21 protein-coding genes are annotated in these 18,670 nt (G+C 64.6%); 14 read left to right on the top strand and 7 right to left on the bottom strand.

From position 1 onward, the window contains the following. The first annotated feature begins 146 nt into the window (after window positions 1–146). The 10 genes from FAB82_RS20115 (at window position 147) to FAB82_RS20160 (ending at window position 10,735) form a co-directional block, all read left to right on the top strand. Entirely contained in the window at window positions 147–902 is a 756-nt protein-coding gene (locus tag FAB82_RS20115) for a glycoside hydrolase family 12 protein (protein WP_136536343.1), read from the top strand. Window positions 903–1,105: 203 nt separating this feature from the next. Continuing rightward, on the top strand, window positions 1,106–1,996 hold the full coding sequence (locus FAB82_RS20120; RefSeq protein ID WP_136536344.1) for an SMP-30/gluconolactonase/LRE family protein: 891 nt from the start codon (window positions 1,106–1,108) through the stop codon (window positions 1,994–1,996). A 103-nt stretch (window positions 1,997–2,099) separates the two neighbouring features. Beyond that, entirely contained in the window at window positions 2,100–2,906 is an 807-nt protein-coding gene (locus FAB82_RS20125; RefSeq protein ID WP_168801686.1) for a YbaB/EbfC family nucleoid-associated protein, read from the top strand. A gap of 2 nt (window positions 2,907–2,908) precedes the next feature. Next, a complete protein-coding gene (locus tag FAB82_RS20130; RefSeq protein ID WP_136536346.1) occupies window positions 2,909–3,238 on the top strand; it encodes a WXG100 family type VII secretion target in 330 nt (109 codons plus the stop codon). 52 nt (window positions 3,239–3,290) lie between these two features. Next, window positions 3,291–3,779: a WXG100-like domain-containing protein gene (locus tag FAB82_RS20135; protein ID WP_342799475.1), complete on the top strand. Its 489-nt coding sequence runs from the start codon at window positions 3,291–3,293 to the stop codon at window positions 3,777–3,779. Between the two features lie 58 nt (window positions 3,780–3,837). Beyond that, on the top strand, window positions 3,838–4,407 hold the full coding sequence (locus FAB82_RS20140; RefSeq protein ID WP_168801687.1) for an ADP-ribosyltransferase: 570 nt from the start codon (window positions 3,838–3,840) through the stop codon (window positions 4,405–4,407). Between the two features lie 158 nt (window positions 4,408–4,565). Then, complete coding sequence (locus tag FAB82_RS20145; RefSeq protein ID WP_136536349.1) at window positions 4,566–7,748, top strand: tetratricopeptide repeat protein; 3,183 nt, start codon at window positions 4,566–4,568, stop codon at window positions 7,746–7,748. A gap of 49 nt (window positions 7,749–7,797) precedes the next feature. Then, window positions 7,798–8,424, top strand: coding sequence for a nucleotidyltransferase domain-containing protein (locus tag FAB82_RS20150; protein ID WP_211116717.1), 627 nt, complete (start codon window positions 7,798–7,800; stop codon window positions 8,422–8,424). Window positions 8,425–8,609: 185 nt separating this feature from the next. Then, complete coding sequence (locus FAB82_RS20155; RefSeq protein WP_246039740.1) at window positions 8,610–9,494, top strand: sulfotransferase domain-containing protein; 885 nt, start codon at window positions 8,610–8,612, stop codon at window positions 9,492–9,494. A 146-nt stretch (window positions 9,495–9,640) separates the two neighbouring features. Then, the gene (locus FAB82_RS20160) at window positions 9,641–10,735 is read left to right on the top strand and encodes a pentapeptide repeat-containing protein (protein ID WP_136536350.1); all 1,095 of its coding nucleotides are present in this window, start codon (window positions 9,641–9,643) and stop codon (window positions 10,733–10,735) included. Window positions 10,736–11,383: 648 nt separating this feature from the next. Here FAB82_RS20160 and FAB82_RS20170 read toward each other — a convergent pair. Further along, window positions 11,384–12,019, bottom strand: coding sequence for an RICIN domain-containing protein (locus FAB82_RS20170; protein WP_136536352.1), 636 nt, complete (start codon window positions 12,017–12,019; stop codon window positions 11,384–11,386). A gap of 440 nt (window positions 12,020–12,459) precedes the next feature. On the opposite strand from FAB82_RS20170, the gene FAB82_RS20175 reads away from it, so the two are divergent. Beyond that, window positions 12,460–13,338: an aminoglycoside phosphotransferase family protein gene (locus FAB82_RS20175; RefSeq protein WP_211116718.1), complete on the top strand. Its 879-nt coding sequence runs from the start codon at window positions 12,460–12,462 to the stop codon at window positions 13,336–13,338. Window positions 13,339–13,357: 19 nt separating this feature from the next. Here the strand turns inward: FAB82_RS20175 and FAB82_RS20180 are convergent, their stop codons facing one another. Further along, window positions 13,358–13,762, bottom strand: coding sequence for a DUF1761 domain-containing protein (locus FAB82_RS20180; protein WP_136536353.1), 405 nt, complete (start codon window positions 13,760–13,762; stop codon window positions 13,358–13,360). Between FAB82_RS20180 and FAB82_RS20185 the strand changes: the two genes are divergently transcribed. Beyond that, window positions 13,716–14,519, top strand: coding sequence for a winged helix-turn-helix transcriptional regulator (locus tag FAB82_RS20185; protein ID WP_246039741.1), 804 nt, complete (start codon window positions 13,716–13,718; stop codon window positions 14,517–14,519). The two genes, FAB82_RS20180 and FAB82_RS20185, sit on opposite strands and share 47 nt — an antisense overlap. Window positions 14,520–14,624: 105 nt before the next feature. On the opposite strand, the gene FAB82_RS20190 is transcribed toward FAB82_RS20185, so the two are convergent. From FAB82_RS20190 to FAB82_RS20200, 3 genes are all read right to left on the bottom strand, one after another. Beyond that, window positions 14,625–15,167: a hypothetical protein gene (locus FAB82_RS20190; protein WP_136536354.1), complete on the bottom strand. Its 543-nt coding sequence runs from the start codon at window positions 15,165–15,167 to the stop codon at window positions 14,625–14,627. Window positions 15,168–15,381: 214 nt separating this feature from the next. After that, window positions 15,382–15,636: a DUF397 domain-containing protein gene (locus FAB82_RS20195; RefSeq protein ID WP_136536355.1), complete on the bottom strand. Its 255-nt coding sequence runs from the start codon at window positions 15,634–15,636 to the stop codon at window positions 15,382–15,384. Then, entirely contained in the window at window positions 15,611–16,432 is an 822-nt protein-coding gene (locus FAB82_RS20200; protein ID WP_136536356.1) for a Scr1 family TA system antitoxin-like transcriptional regulator, read from the bottom strand. The genes FAB82_RS20195 and FAB82_RS20200 overlap by 26 nt, the downstream gene beginning before the upstream one ends. A gap of 363 nt (window positions 16,433–16,795) precedes the next feature. Here FAB82_RS20200 and FAB82_RS20205 point away from each other — a divergent pair, with 363 nt between their 5' ends. Further along, the gene (locus FAB82_RS20205; protein WP_136536357.1) at window positions 16,796–17,209 is read left to right on the top strand and encodes a hypothetical protein; all 414 of its coding nucleotides are present in this window, start codon (window positions 16,796–16,798) and stop codon (window positions 17,207–17,209) included. Further along, window positions 17,202–17,480, top strand: coding sequence for a hypothetical protein (locus tag FAB82_RS20210; protein WP_136536358.1), 279 nt, complete (start codon window positions 17,202–17,204; stop codon window positions 17,478–17,480). Before FAB82_RS20205 ends, FAB82_RS20210 begins: the two co-directional genes overlap by 8 nt. Before the next feature lie 12 nt (window positions 17,481–17,492). On the opposite strand, the gene FAB82_RS20215 is transcribed toward FAB82_RS20210, so the two are convergent. After that, a complete protein-coding gene (locus tag FAB82_RS20215; RefSeq protein ID WP_136536359.1) occupies window positions 17,493–17,981 on the bottom strand; it encodes a hypothetical protein in 489 nt (162 codons plus the stop codon). Between the two features lie 12 nt (window positions 17,982–17,993). Continuing rightward, window positions 17,994–18,670, bottom strand: a 677-nt coding sequence (locus FAB82_RS27220; protein ID WP_168801688.1) for a hypothetical protein, incomplete at its 5' end; no start/stop codon positions are given.

Genomic DNA, 18,670 nt, shown 5'->3' on the forward strand with positions numbered 1-18,670 from the left:
GTTTAATCGACAAACATTGACAGCGACGCCAGGGATATAGGAGAATGTCTATGTATCAAGCCAGGTGTCACTCCTGGCACGTTCCGACACGAAATCTGTGCGCCCACGGTGGTCCGCACCGGCCGCGCACAAGAAGGAAAGGTCAGATGAAATCCGTCAAGAACAAGCCGGCCGTTCTCGGCCGGCTGGCCCTGGCCATCCTCGTGATCGCCGGGCTCCTGGGTTTCGCGTCTCCGGCGCAGGCCCAGGTCTTCTCCACTTGCGATAGGTGGGGGGCGTACCAGCAAGACGACTGGTCGATCTACAACAACATCTGGGGCGAGAACTACGGCACGCAGTGCCTGCACGTCAACAGCGTCAACTCGTGGTACGTCGACTCGACCCAGTCCGGTGGCGGCATCAAGTCGTACCCGAACACCGGGGTCAGTCCTCGAACCCCCTTGTCGCAGATGGCGAACGCCGGGTTCACGTACAACACCTCGTCGGCCCCCGCCGCCAGCGGGGACTGGTGGAACTGGACGGCGGACCTCTGGTCCACCGGCAACCAGGACGAGATCATGATCTTCACCAGCTGGCAACCGCAGGGGCCGGCAGGCGGTTGGGGCACGCAGATCGCGAGCAACGTGACGGTCGGCGGCATCCTCTACCAGTCGGTCTGGCAGGCCGATCCCGGCTGGAACGTCCTGCAGTTCATCCCCGCCAACCAGAACGATGAAGGCTACGTGGACGCCCTGGCGACCTGGCAATGGGCCGCGTCGCAAGGCCTCCTGCGCAACACCGACTTCGACACGATGCAGTTCGGCCTCGAGATCACCTCGACCAGCGGTGAGTCGAAGAGGTACTCGCTGAACGAATACCACGCCTGGTGGACCAACACGTCCGGCGGCGGGTCGGGCATCTAACCGCAAGTCCGCGCGACAGACGCCGCGCTCGGCCTGCGCGCAGAGCTGAACGCCGGACTCGAACTGTGGGGCCGGTCGATCCACCACCTTGGATCGACCGGCCCTTTCGGATGCCCTCGGCCGCGCCCTGGGGTTCGGCCCGATCTGATCGAGGCACTTGAACCTGAGGGTCCGTCCCCGCTCCGGCCGGATAGATTTGCGGCATGAGCATCACGCCAGCGCGTTTCGAGGTCTTCGACCAGCGGTTCAGCGTCGCCGGGGACCGCTACCTCGAATGCCTCTTCGAGGACGGCCGGTGGACCGAGGGCCCCGTCTACGTCCCGTCCGGTCGGTACCTGCTCTTCAGTGACATCCCGAACGACCGGATGATGCGCTGGGACGAGACCGACGGCTCGGTCAGCGTCTTCCGTTCCCCCGCCGGCTACACCAATGGCCACACTCTCGACCGCCAGGGCCGCCTGGTGAGCTGCGAGCATGGCGAGCGCCGCGTGACGCGCACCGAGCTCGACGGCTCCACCACCGTCCTGGCCGACCGCTGGAACGGGAAGCGGCTCAACAGCCCCAACGATGTCGTGGTCGCCTCCGACGGCTCGATCTGGTTCACCGACCCGCCCTACGGCATCCTCAGCGACTATGAAGGCCACCGGGCCGAACCGGAGATCGACGGCTGCCATGTGTACCGGATCGACCCGGGTTCAGGGGAAGTCGAGCGCGTCGCGGACGACTTCGAGCGCCCCAACGGCCTCGCCTTCGCACCCGACGAGCGCACCCTCTACATCGCCGACACTGCTCGCGGACACATCAGGGCCTTCAGGGTCGAAGGCCGCAAACTGGTCGGCGGCGAAGTGTTGTGCGAATCACCGGAAGGAAATTTCGACGGCCTCCGCATCGACGTCGAGGGCCGACTGTGGGCCGCTGCGGCCGACGTCTACTGCTTCCACCCCGACGGCACCCTCCTCGCCAAGCTGCCGATTCCCGGGCCGGCGGTGTCCAACGTGGTCTTCGGTGGACCGAAACGCAACCGCCTGTTCATCACCGCGACCAGTGCGGTCTACTCGATTCTCTTGGGCACCAATGGTTCCTGGAGGCTCTGATCGCCACGCCCCATGCGGCGAAGCGCTCCTGACGGCCGGTTTCCTTCCCGGCTGCGAGATATGGTCACTGTGTTTATTATTTCGAGCGGTGACGGGAGCTTCGATGCCCGGACAAGACGAGATAGCACGTCAGCTGGCCGAGTCGAGAGCGGCTCTGGCGCAGGCGACAGCCTCGCCTGAGGACCACCAGGCCCAGCCGGTGACGGCCGAATCGGCGCGGGGCCTCATCAGCGTGACCCTCGGGGCCGACGGCCGGGTCGAGCGGATCAAGGTGGAGCCCAAGGGGTTCAAGGAGGGCTCCGACTTCATCGCCGAGCACGTGCAGCTCGCGATGAATGACGCCCTGGCACAGCGGTCCAAAATGGTCGGCACTGACGAACCGGTTCCCGACCTGGGCTCCATCAACGAGTCCATGGCCGCGATTCAGGACTCCTCCCTGCGCCAGTTTCAGGCCATGAGCGCCTCGATCACCCAGGTCATGGGCAAGCTGGGTCGAAGGCAGGAGGTCCGAATGTTCGGAGAAGAACAGATTGCGCAGCAGCTCGCCGCCACGCGCGAGACTCTGTCGCAGGGTCCCACTTCGGCTGGCGCGCAGACAGAGCCGATCAAGACCGAGGCCGCCGACGGGCGCATCAAGATCACCCTCGGCACCGACGGCCGGTTCGAGCCGATCAAGATGACCCTCAGCGCCCTCAAGGACGGCCCCGAAGCGCTCGTCGAACAGCTCAAGCTGGGCCTGAACGACGCGCTCGACCAGCGGACCGAGATGATCGGCGCCCCCGCGCCCGTCGCAGATCCGGAGGCCATGAACCAGAGACTGGCCGGCCTCCAGGACGCGTCACTGCGCCAGTTCCAGGACATGAGCGCCTCGATCGGCGAGGTCATGAGCAAACTCAACGGAGGCCGATGACCATGCCGGGCTTTGACGTCGACCCCGAGACGATGCGGCGGTCCGCCGACGAACTCGACGCGGCCACTGCGGAGGTCCAGGCGCTGCTCGACAAGTTCACTGGGGCCGTCGAGCAGTTCGCCGACGCCTTCGGTGGCGACACGATCGGTTCGCTTGGCGGCGTTGGGCACCAGCTCTGTATGGATGCTCTGACCGAATCCTTCACCGCCGACATCGAAGACCTGACCGGTCTGGCGCAGGCGGTCCGCGACATGGCGGACGACCACCAAGGAGCCGATGACGAGATCGGCGAGGCCTTCAAGCTGCTCAACCGCAGTATCGGCAAGTCCTGACCACCGGCCCTGTCGCAAGTACCAATCCTAAAAGGAGAGCGCTCTCTTGGGCATGCAACTCCCCGCAGAACTCATCGGCCTCATGGGCGCGCTCGGCTACGACTGGCCCGAGTCCGACGAGGAGAAGATCTTCACCCTGGCCGGCGAGTGGACCGGCATGGCCGACCAGATCGCAGACCGCGTCGAATCGCTCAATGCGGCAGCGATGACCCTGCTGGACAACAACTCCGGCACCCAGATCGACGCGTTCAAGGCCGAATGGGACGGCCCCGAGTCCGCCGTCTTGAACCTCGTCGACACGACCGATCCGAACCACAAGATCAATGTGGGGCTGACCATCATCGCCGGTTTGATCCTGGCGTTGAAGATCCAGGTAATCGTGCAGCTGGCGATCCTGGCCTTCCAGATCGCGTACGCCATCGCCACGGCCCCGGTTACCTTCGGGGCCTCGCTGGTGCAGATCCCGATCTTCAAGACCATCACGGGGGTCATCCTCGACCAGCTCATGGGAATGGCGACAGAGAGGCTGCTCAATGGGTAGCAGGAGTAGGAGCGGATCCCCCGAAGGCGGCGGACCGGCCGCCAAGGTGCTGAAGGACGTGGCCGATAGCTTCTCGCCGCTTTCGCCGAAGCAGCGGGGCAAGGGAGACCAAGGCGACGGCCAGGGCGGCCAGGGCGGCAACCAGGACGACGCGATCCGTCGCTACACGACGGGAAGCGAAGCGCTGAACCGATATCTGCGAACGACGGACAAGTCAAAATACAGCAAGGCAGACCGGGAGAAATTCGACAAGGAAGCAGCGGACGTCTCGGCCGCACTGGAAAAATATCCCCCGGTTCCAGGGAAGTCCTGGCGTGGCGCCCCGGCTGGAGATTGGCTTGACAAGACCAAAAAGGACGGACTGTTCTCCGATCCCGCATTCATGAGCACCTCCACCAGCGAAGGGGCCGCGAGCCGGTTCAAATCCATTGCCACCGGAGCGTTCTCCGGAAACAAGAGCGATGGCGTCATGATCTCCATTGACGGCAAGAACGGACGCGATATCAGCGGAGGCTCAAGTCTTGCCCATCAGAAGGAAGTCCTCTTCGATCAAGGCACGCTCTTCAAGGTGAAGGACAAGAGGAAGGAAGACGACACCACCTATCTCGATCTGGAAGAGCTGACTTAGGGGCGGATGTTCGGCGACCGATGTCGTCAAGGGGGTCGGTGGGGTCGAACGTATAGAAAGGCCGTAAGGCCTTCACAGCTTCACATGGGGGACGTGGCGGTGGCGTCGCGCGGGTACGGTGAGTGGACTCCATTCTCCCTCTCGTGGAGGCGCTTCCTGTGGTTGAACCGGTGTCCATGCTCGGCGGAGCGGCGCTCGGCGTCGCGAAGATCGCGATCACCAAATGGGTCGGCGGTCAGATCGCCGCGGGCATCGACCTCGCGCTGCGCAATCGCCAACTGCGGCAAGGACGTCCCTCGAAGGACCAACAGGTCGAGCTGAGTCAGGTCCTCAAGACCGCGGTGGAGCTGACCGCCGCCGACCTGTACGAAGGCGATAGTGCCGTGCAGCGGCAGTTCGTAAAGCAGGTGTGCCGGGGCAAGCGGCGCGATTGGCCGCTGGTCAACGGTTCAGACCTCGATGACCTGGTCGGTGACGTGGCCGTATGGGTGGCGCAGGTCGATCCCCAGTCAGCGGGCGACGGCGCCTCGATCGACCCCGATTCCCACCCGTACCTGGCATTGCTGTGCGAGCACGCGGTGGCGCAGTTCGGGTTCCGGGCCGAGAACAATGGCATGCGCAACTCGATCCTCTTCCCGCGCTGGAACCGCTTCTGCCGGGACGAACTCCTCCTCGGGGTACCCGCCGCGATGCCCCGGCCCGAACCCGGCCAGACCGTCAACAACACCTTCGGCACGGTCGGCACGCTCGTCCAAGCCAGCACCGTCACGATCAATACCGGTTCCGGGCAAAAGGAATCGGCGCCGTGGCCGCGCAGACTCGGCTCCCTTCCGCCGTTGGCGATCGCCCACCTGGACCGACCGATCGACCGCGACTTGGCCTCCGCGCTCGCGGAGGGCGGCACCGCCCTGGTGTGCCAGATCCTGGCCGGGGGAGGTGGGATCGGCAAGACCCAGGCCGCGGCCGCGTACGCCCACGATCGTTGGCGCCGAGGCGATGTCGACCTGCTGATATGGGTCAACGCCGCCACCCGGGCCTCGATCACCGCCGCCTTCGCACAGGCCGGCGCCGAATACTGCGGGGTCAGTGAAGACGAGGGCGAGCGGGCCGCTGAGCGTTTCCTCGCCTGGCTCGACGGACCTGCCGCGCCGCGATGGCTGATCGTGCTCGACGACGTGAACGAGACCGCCGATGTTCACGGACTCTGGCCTCCCACCAATCCGATGGGGCGGACGATCGTGACCACGCGGTTGCGAGAGTCCGCATTGGATGGAGATGGCCGCGCACGTATCGATGTCGGCCACTACACGCCCGAGCAGGCCCGCCAGTACCTGAGCGACCGTCTCGGCGAGCGTGCCGATCTCCTCGACGGCGCCGACGAGCTGGCCGAGGCGCTTGGCTACCTTCCGCTCGGACTCGCGCAGGCAGCCGCGTACATGCTGGACCAACCGGGCTTCACCTGCCGCCGCTATGTGAGTCTGCTGGCCCAGCATGACCAGCCACTGGCGGGCCTGGCGCCCCGGACGTTCTCCGCCGAGTATCCGCAGTCGCTGGATGCGGCTTTGGTGCTGTCGATTGACCGCGCCGCCGGGTACGAACCCCCGGGCCTGGCCAATGCCTTGTTGCGCTTTGCAAGTCTGCTGGATCCGGCCGGCATCCCCGCCGCCCTGTTCACCAACGAGCAGGTACGACGGCATTTCATCGCGAACACGGCTACCCGCCTCAGACTCGCGAGGTTGAAACCAGTGCCACCACGCATGGTCGAGGACATGCTGGCGCAGTTGCATCGGCTCAACTTGATCGACCATGATGGCACGCTGGTACGCATGCACGCCTTGACGCAACGGGCCTGCCGCGACCGAACCGACCCCCGCAAGCGAGATGCGATAGCTCTGGTTGCCGCGAATGCACTCGTGGACCTGTGGTCCCAGATCGAGAATAACCCGATCTACAGCGCACTGCTGCGGGCGAACACCGCACAGTTGCGGGACCTGACCGAGCCGGTACTGCTGCGGAACGAAGCTCACCCGGTCTTGTTTCGGCAGGGGAAAAGCCTGGGTGAGACTGGGCTGGTCCATGAAGCCGTAGCGCATTTCGAGGCCCTGCACCAGCTATGCGACAGCGATTTCGGCCCCGATCACCCCGACACGCTCGCCACCAGGAACAACCTCGCTTATTGGCGGGGGAAGGCGGGGGATGCGGCTGGAGCCGCCACCGCGACCGAGGCTCTACTCCAAGACCAGGTGCGGGTGTTGGGTCCCGATCACCCCGACACGCTCACCACCAGGAACAACCTCGCCGTTTGGCGGGGGGAGGCGGGGGGTGCGGCTGGAGCCGCCACCGCGTTCGGGGCCCTTCTTGAGGATCGCTTGCGGGTGGTGGGTCCCGATCATCCCGACACGCCCGCCACCAGGAGCAACCTCGCTTATTGGCGGGGGGAGGCGGGGGGTGCGGCTGGAGCCGCCACCGCGTTCGGGGCCCTTCTTGAGGATCGCTTGCGGGTGGTGGGTCCCGATCATCCCGACACGCTCGCCACCAGGAGCAACCTCGCTTATTGGCGGGGGAAGGCTGGGGGTGCGGCTGGAGCCGCCACCGCGACCGAGGCTCTACTCCAAGACCAGGTGCGGGTGTTGGGTCCCGACCATCCCGCCACGAGCATCACCAGGAACAACCTCGCTTATTGGCGGGGGGAGGCGGGGGATGCGGCTGGGGCCGCCACCGAGTTCGGGGCCCTTCTTGAGGATCGCTTGCGGGTGGTGGGTCCCGATCACCCCGACACGCTCGCCACCAGGAACAACCTGGTCTCCTGGCGGGGACAGGCGGGAGATGCGGCTGGAGCCGCCACCGCGACCGAGGCTCTACTCCAAGACCAGGTGCGGGTGTTGGGTCCCGACCATCCCGCCACGTTCATCACCAGGAACAACCTCGCTTATTGGCGGGGGGAGGCGGGGGATGCGGCTGGAGCCGCCACCGCGACCGAGGCTCTACTCCAGGATCAGCTGCGGGTGTTGGGTCCCGACCATCCCGCCACGTTCATCACCAGGACCAACCTCGCTTATTGGCGGGGGGAGGCGGGGGCTGCGGCTGGAGCCGCCACCGAGTTCGGGGCCCTACTCGAGGATCGCTTGCGGGTGCTGGGTCCCGATCACCCCGACACGCTCAACACCCGGAGCAACCTTGCCTACTGGCGGGGGGAGGCGGGGGATGCGGCCGGAGCCGCCACCGCATTCGAAGCACTACTCGAAGATTCCCTGCGGGTGTTGGGTCCCGATCACCCCGCCACGTTCATCACCAGGAACAACCTCGCTTACTGGCGGGAAAGAGCGAACCCAGACTCATAGGCCCCAACCCATTCTGGAACGCCTACAGGGCCGCGTAGAGTGCGAAATTGTGGGTGGGCGTGAGCATGATGAGATCGTTCGGTTGTACGGGCCTTGGCAAGACCACACTCCGGCGGACGCGGCCGCACTCCTCTCGGACTACCCGGGGCTGTGGTGGATCGCGGGCGGCTGGGCGATAGAAGCGTTCACCGGTGTCCCCCGTCAACACGGCGACCTCGATGTCAGTATTCCGCGTTCCGATGCGTCGCTCTTGCACGAATATCTGGCCGATCGCTTCGACGTTTGGGCCGCCGACAGCGACACCCTACGACCGCTCGTCGGCCAAGCGGATACCGCGCTTCCCGCGACCTGCGAGAACCTGTGGCTGCGACGGAGCGGGGCCGATCCCTGGGAGTACGACGTCATCCTGATGGACGCCACCCGCTCGACATGGCACTACAAACGCGACGAGCGCGTGTCCCGTCGAACCGACGAGATCCTCTGGAACACAGGCGGCATCAACTATCTGCGTCCCGAGATCCAACTGCTGCACAAGGCACCAGGACTGCGTCCAAAGGATCAAGAAGACTTCAACGCCTCCCTACCGCTGCTGGACGATGTCGCGCGAACCTGGCTTCGGTCGGCTCTCGAACTCGCACACCCTGGCCATCCCTGGCTGACCGAACTGCATGCCTAAATACCCGACCCTTCGTAAAGAGTGGCGTCGAGAGTCGCCAGTCTTAGCCGGCCGCCGTAACGCTCCGTAACTCCCACGGGCGCTGAGTATTCACCCGACCCTAGTTCGCGGCGCTCCTGGCCGATCAACGCGACCAGCTCGTCAGATTCTTTGCGGGCCAGTCGGAAAGCACCTACACTCCTTCGGTGACTCCGCACCGCTACCACTCCGAGATGGAAGACAGTCACCGCTGGCTTGACTTCCCGATACGCGATGACGACATCGTCATCTGCACCCGCTCCAAACACGGCACCACTTGGATGCAGATGATCTGCGCCCTCCTGGTGTTCCAGACCCCGGACCTTCCTGCGCCGCTCCCAGAACTCTCTCCGTGGCTCGACTGGACGATCGCGCCCAAGGACGCGGTGTTCGCCAAGCTCGAAGCGCAGCGGCACCGCCGGTTCATCAAGACCCACACGCCGCTCGACGGCATCCCGATCCACTCGTCCGCCCGCTACATCGTGGTGGCCCGGCACCCGCTTGACGCGGCCGTCTCGCTCTACCACCAGGGCGGCAACCTCCGCCGAGAACGCATCGCCGAACTCACCGGCGCGCCGGTACCCGAAGCCAAGACGAAGCAGCGCCCGGAACTGCGCGACTGGCTGGTGGGCTGGACGCTCGCGGACCATGACCCGCGCGAGGCCCGCGAAATGCTCCCCGGCGTCATGGCGCACCTGTCCGACGCATGGGCGCGGCGCGCGGAACCGAACCTCCTCCTGGTCCATTACGCGGACCTCTCCGCCGATCTCGAACACGAGATGCGGCGTATCGCCGACTGGCTCGGGATCGAGGTACCCGAGGCGCGCTGGACGGAGCTGGTGGAGGCCGCGAGCTTCGCAAGTATGAAGGCGAAGGCCGAGACGACAGCCCCGGATCCAATGGGACTCTTCCGAAATCGCGACGCTTTCTTCCGCCGAGGCGGATCGGACGCGGCCGCGGAACTGTTGAGCGCTGCGGAACTGACCGCATACGAAGCGCGAGTAGAGGCGCTGGCGCCGAAGGATTTGGCGGACTGGCTCCACCGGCCGTAACTCTGCCGGCGACCCCCATCAGCTGAACGGGTACCCCGGCTCGCGGCTCCCCCTGATACAACCGACCTATGCCCTCCCCCCGCCTATCAAGCTCTTCCCGCCTTCCCTTGTGGCTCCATGTCCTCCTGGTCCTGGCGGTCGCCATAGTGGTGCTGCTTGGACTCTGGACACTGTTCACGAGCGAACTGACCACCCCACTGGCGGCCACTCCCACCGACGCCTTGGTGCTCGAGATCATCCGGTTGATCTTCTACGCCATCGCCGGGATCGGCGGCGTCGTCGCGCTGACCATCGCCTACCGCAAGCAGCGTCTCGGCGAAGCCGCCGAAGCACGCGAGGAATCGAAGTTGTTCGCCGAACAGTTTGCGGCGGCGGCCGATCAGCTCTCCTCCGAGCAGGCCGCGAACCGGCTCGGAGGCGTCTATGCCATGGCCAGTCTCGCCGACGATTGGGACCATGGACGCCAGAAGTGCGTCAACGTGCTCTGCGCCTACCTTCGCATGCCCTACGACCCGCCGCACCTTCCCGAGAACGCCACTGCCGAACAGGCATTGGACTACAAGCACGCGCGGCAGGAGCGTCAGGTTCGGCACGCGATCTTCGACGCGATCGGCGAGCGGCTCCGCACCGAACCAGTCGAAGGCCGCACCTGGCACCACTGCAACTTCGACTTCTCCGGCGCCACGATCGACGGCGGTGACCTCCATAAGGCCGTGTTCGCAGGACCCGTGTCGTTTCGGAAAGCGCAGTTCCCGGAGGGGTTGCTGTTCGCGAGAGGCGCCAAGTTCCTAGACGGCATCCTATTCGGTGGTGTCGTCATCAACGGCGGAGCCATCTCACTGTTCGAGGCCGAGTTCTCGGACCTCGCACAGTTTGCCGACATGGAGGTAACCGCAGGATCGCTCAACTTCTCCGGGGCCATATTCCGTGGCTTCACGACCTTCAGGTACACACGGTTTGCCGGCGGAGAGGTGGGCTTTGGAATGCAGTTTGACATCGACGGCTCACGCTTCGAAGGTGAAGTTCACTTTGAGGAAGCGGCGTTCACCGGCACCGATGTGTCCTTCCGCGGGTCGACGATTGTGGGTGGCACGCTCGACTTCACCTCCGTTGACGACTGGTCGCATCCGCCTCAATTCGACGATCTCCAGGGGCGGACTCCTCCGGGGATTCTGCTTCCAGCCGCTGTCGATGCAGCAGCCCTTCCCTCCCAACCCGGTGGTGGGGACGAGCAGGCTTGAAACTCAGCCCTCTGGGCGCGGTGCGGCGCGAACCAGGCGGCGACCAGCGAGTAGGGCAAGGAATCCAGCCGTCATGCTAACGCGCATTGCGATCTGCGGCTGCATGCCACCAGGCGGGCGGGGATGGCCCGTCGACCTTGGAGGTGGGCTGTTCGGGATGGAGTCCGACGCGTCGCAATGCATCGCCGTCGACTCGGATGTCGAACCAACCGCGCCAATGACCGTCGGGACCTGGGGCGCAGGCCAGATCCACCCGGATTTCAGGTTCTCCGAACGGCATCCAGTCAATGCCGCGCTCGCGCAGTCAAGCGCGCAGGGCCGCCCTCGGGTGGGGACGGCCCGGCAGATTCTCGTAGGCGGCTACAGAGATCCACTCGATGCTCGGCGTGACCATGTGTCCAGCATGCCAGATGGCCGCAACGCCATGACTCCCACGAACGCGGAGCGAAATTACCAACTGAGACAAGCGATTACGTGTGAGCAACTCATCAATGACGGTGACGTGTTCCAGATCTGTGACACCAAGGCCGACGGCCACGGCGTCACCGAACAGCTCATTCCCCGCTCCGGAGTGGACGGCAGCCGCGAGAAACTGCTGCCTTGGGAACGAAGGGATCCCGAGGGCGCTGTCGCGGGCTCACGGCTTGGTCAGGCGAACCTGGTCCACCACTGCTGGTCCTCCTTGCCGTCCTCACAGGTGTCGAGGATCGGCTCGGAATCGTTGACAGGCGAATCGCTGACGGTGAGGCATTTGTCCTCATCCCCGACGGCCTGGATCTGCCAGAAGTCGATGCTCTCGGCCTCATCGGTCTTCAGGTAGGTCAGATTCCAACCGAACTCGGTGTTGCACTCGGTTTCGAAATGGACTGCTCCGCGGGCGTCCCATTCGATGCAGCCGTTGAGTTCGCTGTCCTCGTCGTATTGGTCGACGTGGCGGATCTCGCCGGTGCCGTCATCGGCGGTGGAAATGGTATAGACCTCCATCCCCGAATCAATCCCCGAATCATCCTGGCAGTCGTCGACGAAGGTGTTTGGCGGGATCGTGTCCGGGAAGGCGCGGAGGCAGCCGCCGGTGCCCACATTGACAAGGGTCGACGTGACCGGAAGCTCCCCATCGGTCCTGGCCTCCTCATCGGTCCTTGCCTCCTCTGCGGGGGTCGACTCGCTCACGGTCACTTCCTCGGTTGGCTCCTCCGGGTCGGGATCATCGTTGCACGCGGCGAGGCCGAATACGATGGCGCAGACTCCGGCTGCGGCGGTGAGGCGCACGGGGCGGGATTGCATTATGACTCCAGGTTTGTTGGCAAACATGTGTGTTTCGAACCTACAAACCGCTTTCCATTCCTATGCTGCCCTGTTACTTCGGCAACCATCAGGGCCCGTTCTCATCGTCTTTGCTGCTCTTGATGGTGAGCGTGGCGCTGGCTCGGGCGTTTTGGGTGGTCCGGAATAGGTCGCAGTGAAACTCATGAGTGAGGGCGGAATACCGGCGGGAAACCGGCGGGAATGCAATTCGACCTCGAGCTTCGAATCGGCATCGACTCCCTTTCGAAGAGGTTCGACTCGGAATGGTCGGGAGACCCACGGCCAATCCTCGATCCGCTCACGAAGCTGCGGCGAGGCAGGGCTCTTTCAAGTTGCTGTCCGGGACGGCTCGTGCTGTCTGCCATGCCCCCGATCTCCGCAGGTAGGGTGGGCCCGAACCTGCGGAGAAGGGATTCCGGTTGAGCGACTTGGCGATCGACGAGCGAGGGTTGCGAGACCTCCTGGAGCAGCAGCACCCCGACCTGGCCGGCCTCGAACTCAAGGTCGTGGACGGCGGCTGGACCAACCAGATGTGGCGCCTCGGCCCCGACCTGGCTGTGCGCATTCCCCGCACCGAAGATGCCCCCGAGCTCCTGGAAAGGGAGCACCGCCGGCTCCCCGACCTCGCGTCGCGCCTGCCGCTCCCGATCCCCGTGCCCACTCGACTCGGCCGGCCGTCCGAGCGGTTCCCTCACACCTGGCTCGTCACTACCTGGGTCCACGGCACACCCGCCGACCTCGCACCGATCACCGACCCCGATTCGGCCACCGTGCTCGCCGAATTTCTCACCGCGCTCCACTCCGAAGGTCCGGCTGACGCCCCCGCCAACGACGGCCGCGGCGCGCCCCTCGACACCATGGACGAGCACTTCGAGCATGCACTCGAACGCCTCCCCGAGGTGGACGCCGACCGGGCTCGCGCTGTCTGGCGGGCCGCTCTCGAAGCGCCCCGACAGGACGGGCCCGACGTGTGGCTCCACGGAGACCTGCACCCCGCCAACGTCGTCGTCGAGGACGGCGGCCTCGTAGGCGTGATCGACTTCGGAGAGCTCTTCGTCGGCGACCCCTCCGTCGACCTCGCCGCCGCGTGGATCCTGCTCCCCGACGGCGCCGCCGAGTCGTTCTTCAACGCGTACAAAGCTGCCGCAGAGTCCACAGTGCTGCGCGCCCGCGGCTTGGCGCTCATCAAGGCACTTGTCCTGCTGGAGATCGGCATCGCCGGCGAACGCGGGCAGGCCGGCGGCAAACCGACCTGGAAGCCCGCCGCCGAAGCGGCCCTCTCACGCATCCTGCGTTGATTCCGGGCTGACGCAGGCGCTACATCGCCCCGATCACCAGTGCCATGGCGAGAAACAACACCAGCTGATAGGCGCTGTTGAGGAGGGTCAGCTTCGGAGGTTTCAGCTCGAACGCATTGTGCTGGAGCAGCGTGGACGCCGAGAGCGTCAACCACGCCGCGAAACCGACCAGCAGGGCCAGCCACACTGAATCCTCACCGACGGCCTCCGACGCGATCTCGATGCCGACCGCCAAGCCGAACGCCGTCACGCCGTTCGCGAGGAGGAGCAGGCCCATGTTCCGTCTGCTGGCCCGCTTGGAATCCTCCGGAGCCACACCTGCCAGCGTCGCCCAGACGGTCGTGAAGACCTTGCCGTACCAGATCATCGCGACGACCATGCCGGCCGCGAACGCGAGCACGGCGGCCAGCCAGTTGATTTCCATGGTGCACTCCTCGATCGTCGGAACACCGCGGCGATCCGCGCCTGACCTGGCGGCCGCCTCGGATCAGTTGATAAAATCAACTGCAATGGAAAAAGTCAAGCGCACTCTCGGTCGCTCCTACGGACAGTTCTGCGGCCTCGCCCGGGCTCTGGATGTCGTGGGCGACCGCTGGAATCTCCTGATCGTGCGCGAGTTGCTTCCCGGTCCGATGCGTTTCAACGAACTCATGACATCGCTCGGGGGGATCGCCACCAACCTCCTGACGGAACGACTGCGGACTCTGGAGGCCGAGGGGATCGTCGAACGGCGCCTTGGCGAGGCGGGCGTCCGCTACGCCCTGACCCCGTGGGGTGCGGGGCTTCGCGAGCCGATCGAGGCGTTCGTCAGGTGGAGCGCCCCGCTGATGATGACCGGTCGCGACGGCGGCTCGTTCCAGCCGCGCTGGCTGGCGGTCGCGCTGCCGGCGCTGCTTCGAGAGGTGACGGCGGATCCCGCGCTCGAAATCGGCTTCGAGGTCGAAGGCGCCCTCATGGTTCTGCATGTCGACGAGGACGGCCCGCGTGTGGAAGTGGAGCCCGACCGCCGGCCGGACACGATTCTGAAGGCCGCTCCAGAGATCATCCTCGGGCTTGCGGCCGACGCGCTCACGATCGACCAGGCCCTCGCCGCAGGACACCTCCGAGGCGATATCCAGATCCTCCGCAGCATCCTTCCTCCAGGACGAGCAACCGCTGCAACCACACCCGATCCTCGCTAGCTGCGGCGGCCTCGACGCTCGCACCTGCATCGTCGAGGCCGCATCCTCCGCCCGGGCGGCCGATCGGAACAGTCCTCAGTAGATCCTCGGGCCTGGAATTGCCGATCAGACCGGGAAGTAGGGGACCGTCGCGAGCGGGGGAAGCCGCCGGTATCCCGGATGCTGCTGCCTTGGGACGGTTCGCATCGATATCGGTGCCGGAGTCGGTGCCGTTGCGGCGGGTCGACGCGGCTCGGTGCGGGATCGCGGATTCGATTCGCCCGCAACGGAATACGCGGGACGGACCGGAGCCCGCCCGAAGGCCCGCAGCGATGCGGGATCGCCGACCCCGGACCGGCCGGACCGGTACGGGCGCGGCATCGGGACCAGGCCGAGGGCGAAGACCCACAGGAACCAGCGCAGCAGCCAGAGCAACCGGGCCGGGGCGTCGGGGAGCGGGCGGTAGTGGGCGGCGTGGAGGTCCGCCGAGTGCACGAGGAAGCGCTCGAAGGCGAGTTCTCGGAGTCGGGCCAGATACTCGGCCTCGGTGGGCGGGGCGGGCCTGGGTGCAGGAACTTCGCGGCGGTGGCGGCCGATATAGGCGTTCCCACGGACGGGGGATTGGTGGTTTTCGGGCAGCCTGGATTCAGGTAGGGTCTGGTACGTCAAGGGACTTGTTCCTTTGCCTGATTAGGCCGCCCGGTGGATTTTCTTTGGCGAGATGAGGCCACCGGGCGGCATTACGTTCAATGCCTGATTCGATTGGGTTCGTTCACGTCCGGCCACTGCCGGTCACGTGGGTCCAATGGTGAGTCGAAATCACGCCAGTGTCAACCTTCGTACCGGCGTGTCATGAATCCTGAAGATCAATCACCCGATCGAGTTACCGTGAGGTGCTGGCGGTCCGGATCAGAGCGGTGAACTCGGCGGTGCCAAGTTCGAAGATGGGCGAGTCGTGCCCAAGCTTGCTGTCCCGCACCTGAAAACCCCCGTCGGCGGTCCGGGCCTCGACGCAGTTGTCCGAGTTGGTGCCGGAGCTGCGAGAGCTCTTGCGCCAGGTCTTGCGGCACTCGACGCAGTTCGAGTCGTTCGTGCCGGAGCTGCGGGTGCTCTTACGCCAAGCGGTCGCGCTCTGCATTGAGAAACTCCTCCAGTGGTGTGGCACGGGGCCGGTTAGGCTTTGTGAGGTCATGGTACAACCGCACCCGCTGCTGTTCCTCGATGCACCAGGAGCGATCGTTGATTTCGGTGAAGACGAAATCCGGTCCCGCGCTGAGGCTTCCTTGTGACAAATAGAGGTCGAAATTCCCACCGAGGCTGTGTGGCTGAGCCATCACTCCGATGTTCCAGCCTGGCAGGTTGTTCTTGTATCGCAGGTGCTCAATCTGTTCGCTGCGTTCGGCGGCGGACAGGTGATTCAGCCACAGGAACGCGGCATCCCCGATGATCATGACCATCTCGTACTTGTCGATTCGCGCTTCGATGCCTGTCACCCGGCGCTCCTTGAACGTCCAGCCGAATTCGGATACGTCGTCGGTGGTGCCTTCGATCTCTTGCAGCAGATCGTGATAGGCCCGCTCCTGAACGGTGCCGGGTAGGACAGTCGGCGCCCACTTGATGATGCGGCGATAGTGGCGATCGGCCCGCTCAAGCATGAGGGCGTTGAATCTCGGGTCGGCCTCCAACTCCCGGTGGTCGGCCTTCTTGCTGCGGACGACCTGCTGCATGTACAACATGGCCTCCTCGTCGCCGTTCCCATAGTGGTGGAAGAACTCTCGCACGTCGCCCTTCGAGGGCTGGCCCGCGCCCTTTCTCCAGTTGCTGATGGTCTGGTAGCTGTAGTCGAGCATTGCGCCGACGTCGTGGTCGTCAACGCCGTTGGCCTGCATGAGGTCAGCGAGACCCTGGCAGACATACCAGGTGGGAAGCGACATGCGCGCCATGAGATGTACCCCGCATTCGGTGGGAAATTCCAATGGGTGCCAGCAATGATGACATGTGAGTCACCATTGTGAAACCCCGCATTCGCGACCCCAGGAAATCGAGATAATAACTGTGCCAAGAAATTACTAATAAAATCTTGGAGTAAGCATTCGAGATGTCCTTTCCTCCATAGAACTACTAGCTCGTGTTGCCTTGCTACCTGCGAAAACGTCCCCTAGTTTTGGATGCATCGCGGGTTCGCCATAGCCCGCGATGTGGTGGGGAAGCCCGGCGGCCGTTCTCTCTCGAATGTGACCGCGGCCGCCGGGCACGCTTCTGTCGCAAATACGACAGAATCCGAAGTGGAGGAATGCATGACGAAACTCGCGGCATTGACAAGGGGACGCTTCAGTGATGGCACCCGGGTCTTCACGGTCTACGCATCGAGCGAGGAGGCGCCGGACTCGTTCCAGGTCTGCGCCGATGACAAGGTGGTGGACATCGCTCTGGTCGTCTCGGGCCTGAACACGGGAGAGCTCCAAGCCAGCTGGGGCGACGACTGGCGCACCGCCACCGACGAATGGAAGCGCTGGCTCGAAGACCAGGCCTTCATGGCGTACTACAAAGTCAAGTGGCCCACCGTCATCCGCACCAAAACCGGAAAGCGAACCATCCTCGCGCCACCGAGCACCCCCGGTACAACCAATACCCGCGAGGACCGACAGTCCAGCCCGCCCGCGCACCCCGCACCCTCCGCCGACCCGAAGGTGCGGTATTGCAATGGCTAAAACCGCCACCGACCTCCCACCCGGCGGCCAGCGCCGCATCGGCACCTTCCGCCGCGGTCCGGCCAACTTCACCGTCTGGCAGACCACCGGCCACCCGGCCCCCAACCGCTACCGCATCGACTGCGACGACGGCAACGGCGCCAATGAGGTCTGCACCTTCTCCAACAAACCCGGCGAGTCGACCAGGTGGCGCGGCGCCTGGAACAACGACGAATGGTGCCCCTGGATAGAGGAACAGGCCCGCAACCTCATCAAGCAGCACCAGTGCTGAAGGGCATACCTGTCAGGCGACGGCCCGATCGATCAGGGACTTCTGGTAGTCGATCATGTCGCGGCAGCGCGCGCTGTGGCGTTCGTATTCAAGGGTGATGATCGGATCGGTACAGCTTCGCTGCAGATCAGCCTCGTAGCAGTAGGACAGGATGGCGTAGGTGTTCTTGGCGGCCTGGGTCTCGAACTCCTCTGCGAAGCAAAAGCTGAGTCCGAGCAACAGTCCTTTCACTCCGGTCTCGTCCGCGTCCTCCAGCAGCACATCGAGTTCTGCCGAGTATCCCGCAGGCACTGGTGTGAGGGGCAGGCCCGCTGCAATGGCGGCGCGGCACCGGAGAAGGCAGACTTCGATGAACTCCCGCGCCGCTGCATTCTCGATCAGCGGGTCGAACCGGCTGACGGTCCGTTCGAGCACTCCCACCGCGATACGGAATCGCACGGTCTCCGGCAGCCGTTCAAGCTTCTGCTCGTATCCGCGCGTCTCCGGGTCCCACAGGTACACGGTTGTGGCTCCTTACTCCGAGCTGAGTTCGCTACTGACCGTTTCAAATACCTGAGGGACGTATTCGTCCACGACCCATTGGGCGAGTTCTTCTTCCACGAATGAGAGTTCGCGCCGGGCTTCCAACTCATCACCTTCGAGACCGTAGCTCTGTCCCTGCCGAATACCTGGGTCAGACGGAATTTGAACGTAGACCCAGACCACATAGTTCTCGGTCCGAGCAGCGGCGAAGACGGTTCCGTCTTCGTGTGCAAACGAATGGACAGCCAGGACCTGCCCCTCTACCCACGGTCCTTCGCCCTCGTACGGCTCGTCCATGTAAAAGAATGAGTCATCCCAATCCGGGTCCTGGGATTTCGGCACGTCGTTCCCGTCGTGCCAGAACCTGATGATGTCCTCGTAGTTCTCGAGGACATGCTCTGCATCACCGCCAGGCGCCACCGCAAGTTGATAGCTAGTTGTGGTGTGGTCGCCTTCGGCGGCGGGAACCTCGATACCCGCTTGGCAGGTCATTGAGTTCGGCGAGGTGGCAGAGCCGATTGGCTGGCTCACTGGCCCCATGTTGTAAGCGGTGTAGCCCATCTTCTCCGCGACGATATCTGGGTCCAGGACCTCGCAGATGTCCCAGGAAGTGACAGTGCCTGTCACATCGTTGAAGTCGCCATCGCCCGACGAGTCGCCGCCGATCG

Source organism: Glycomyces buryatensis, assembly GCF_004912275.1.
GTDB classification, from domain to species: Bacteria; Actinomycetota; Actinomycetes; order Mycobacteriales; family Micromonosporaceae; genus Glycomyces; species Glycomyces buryatensis.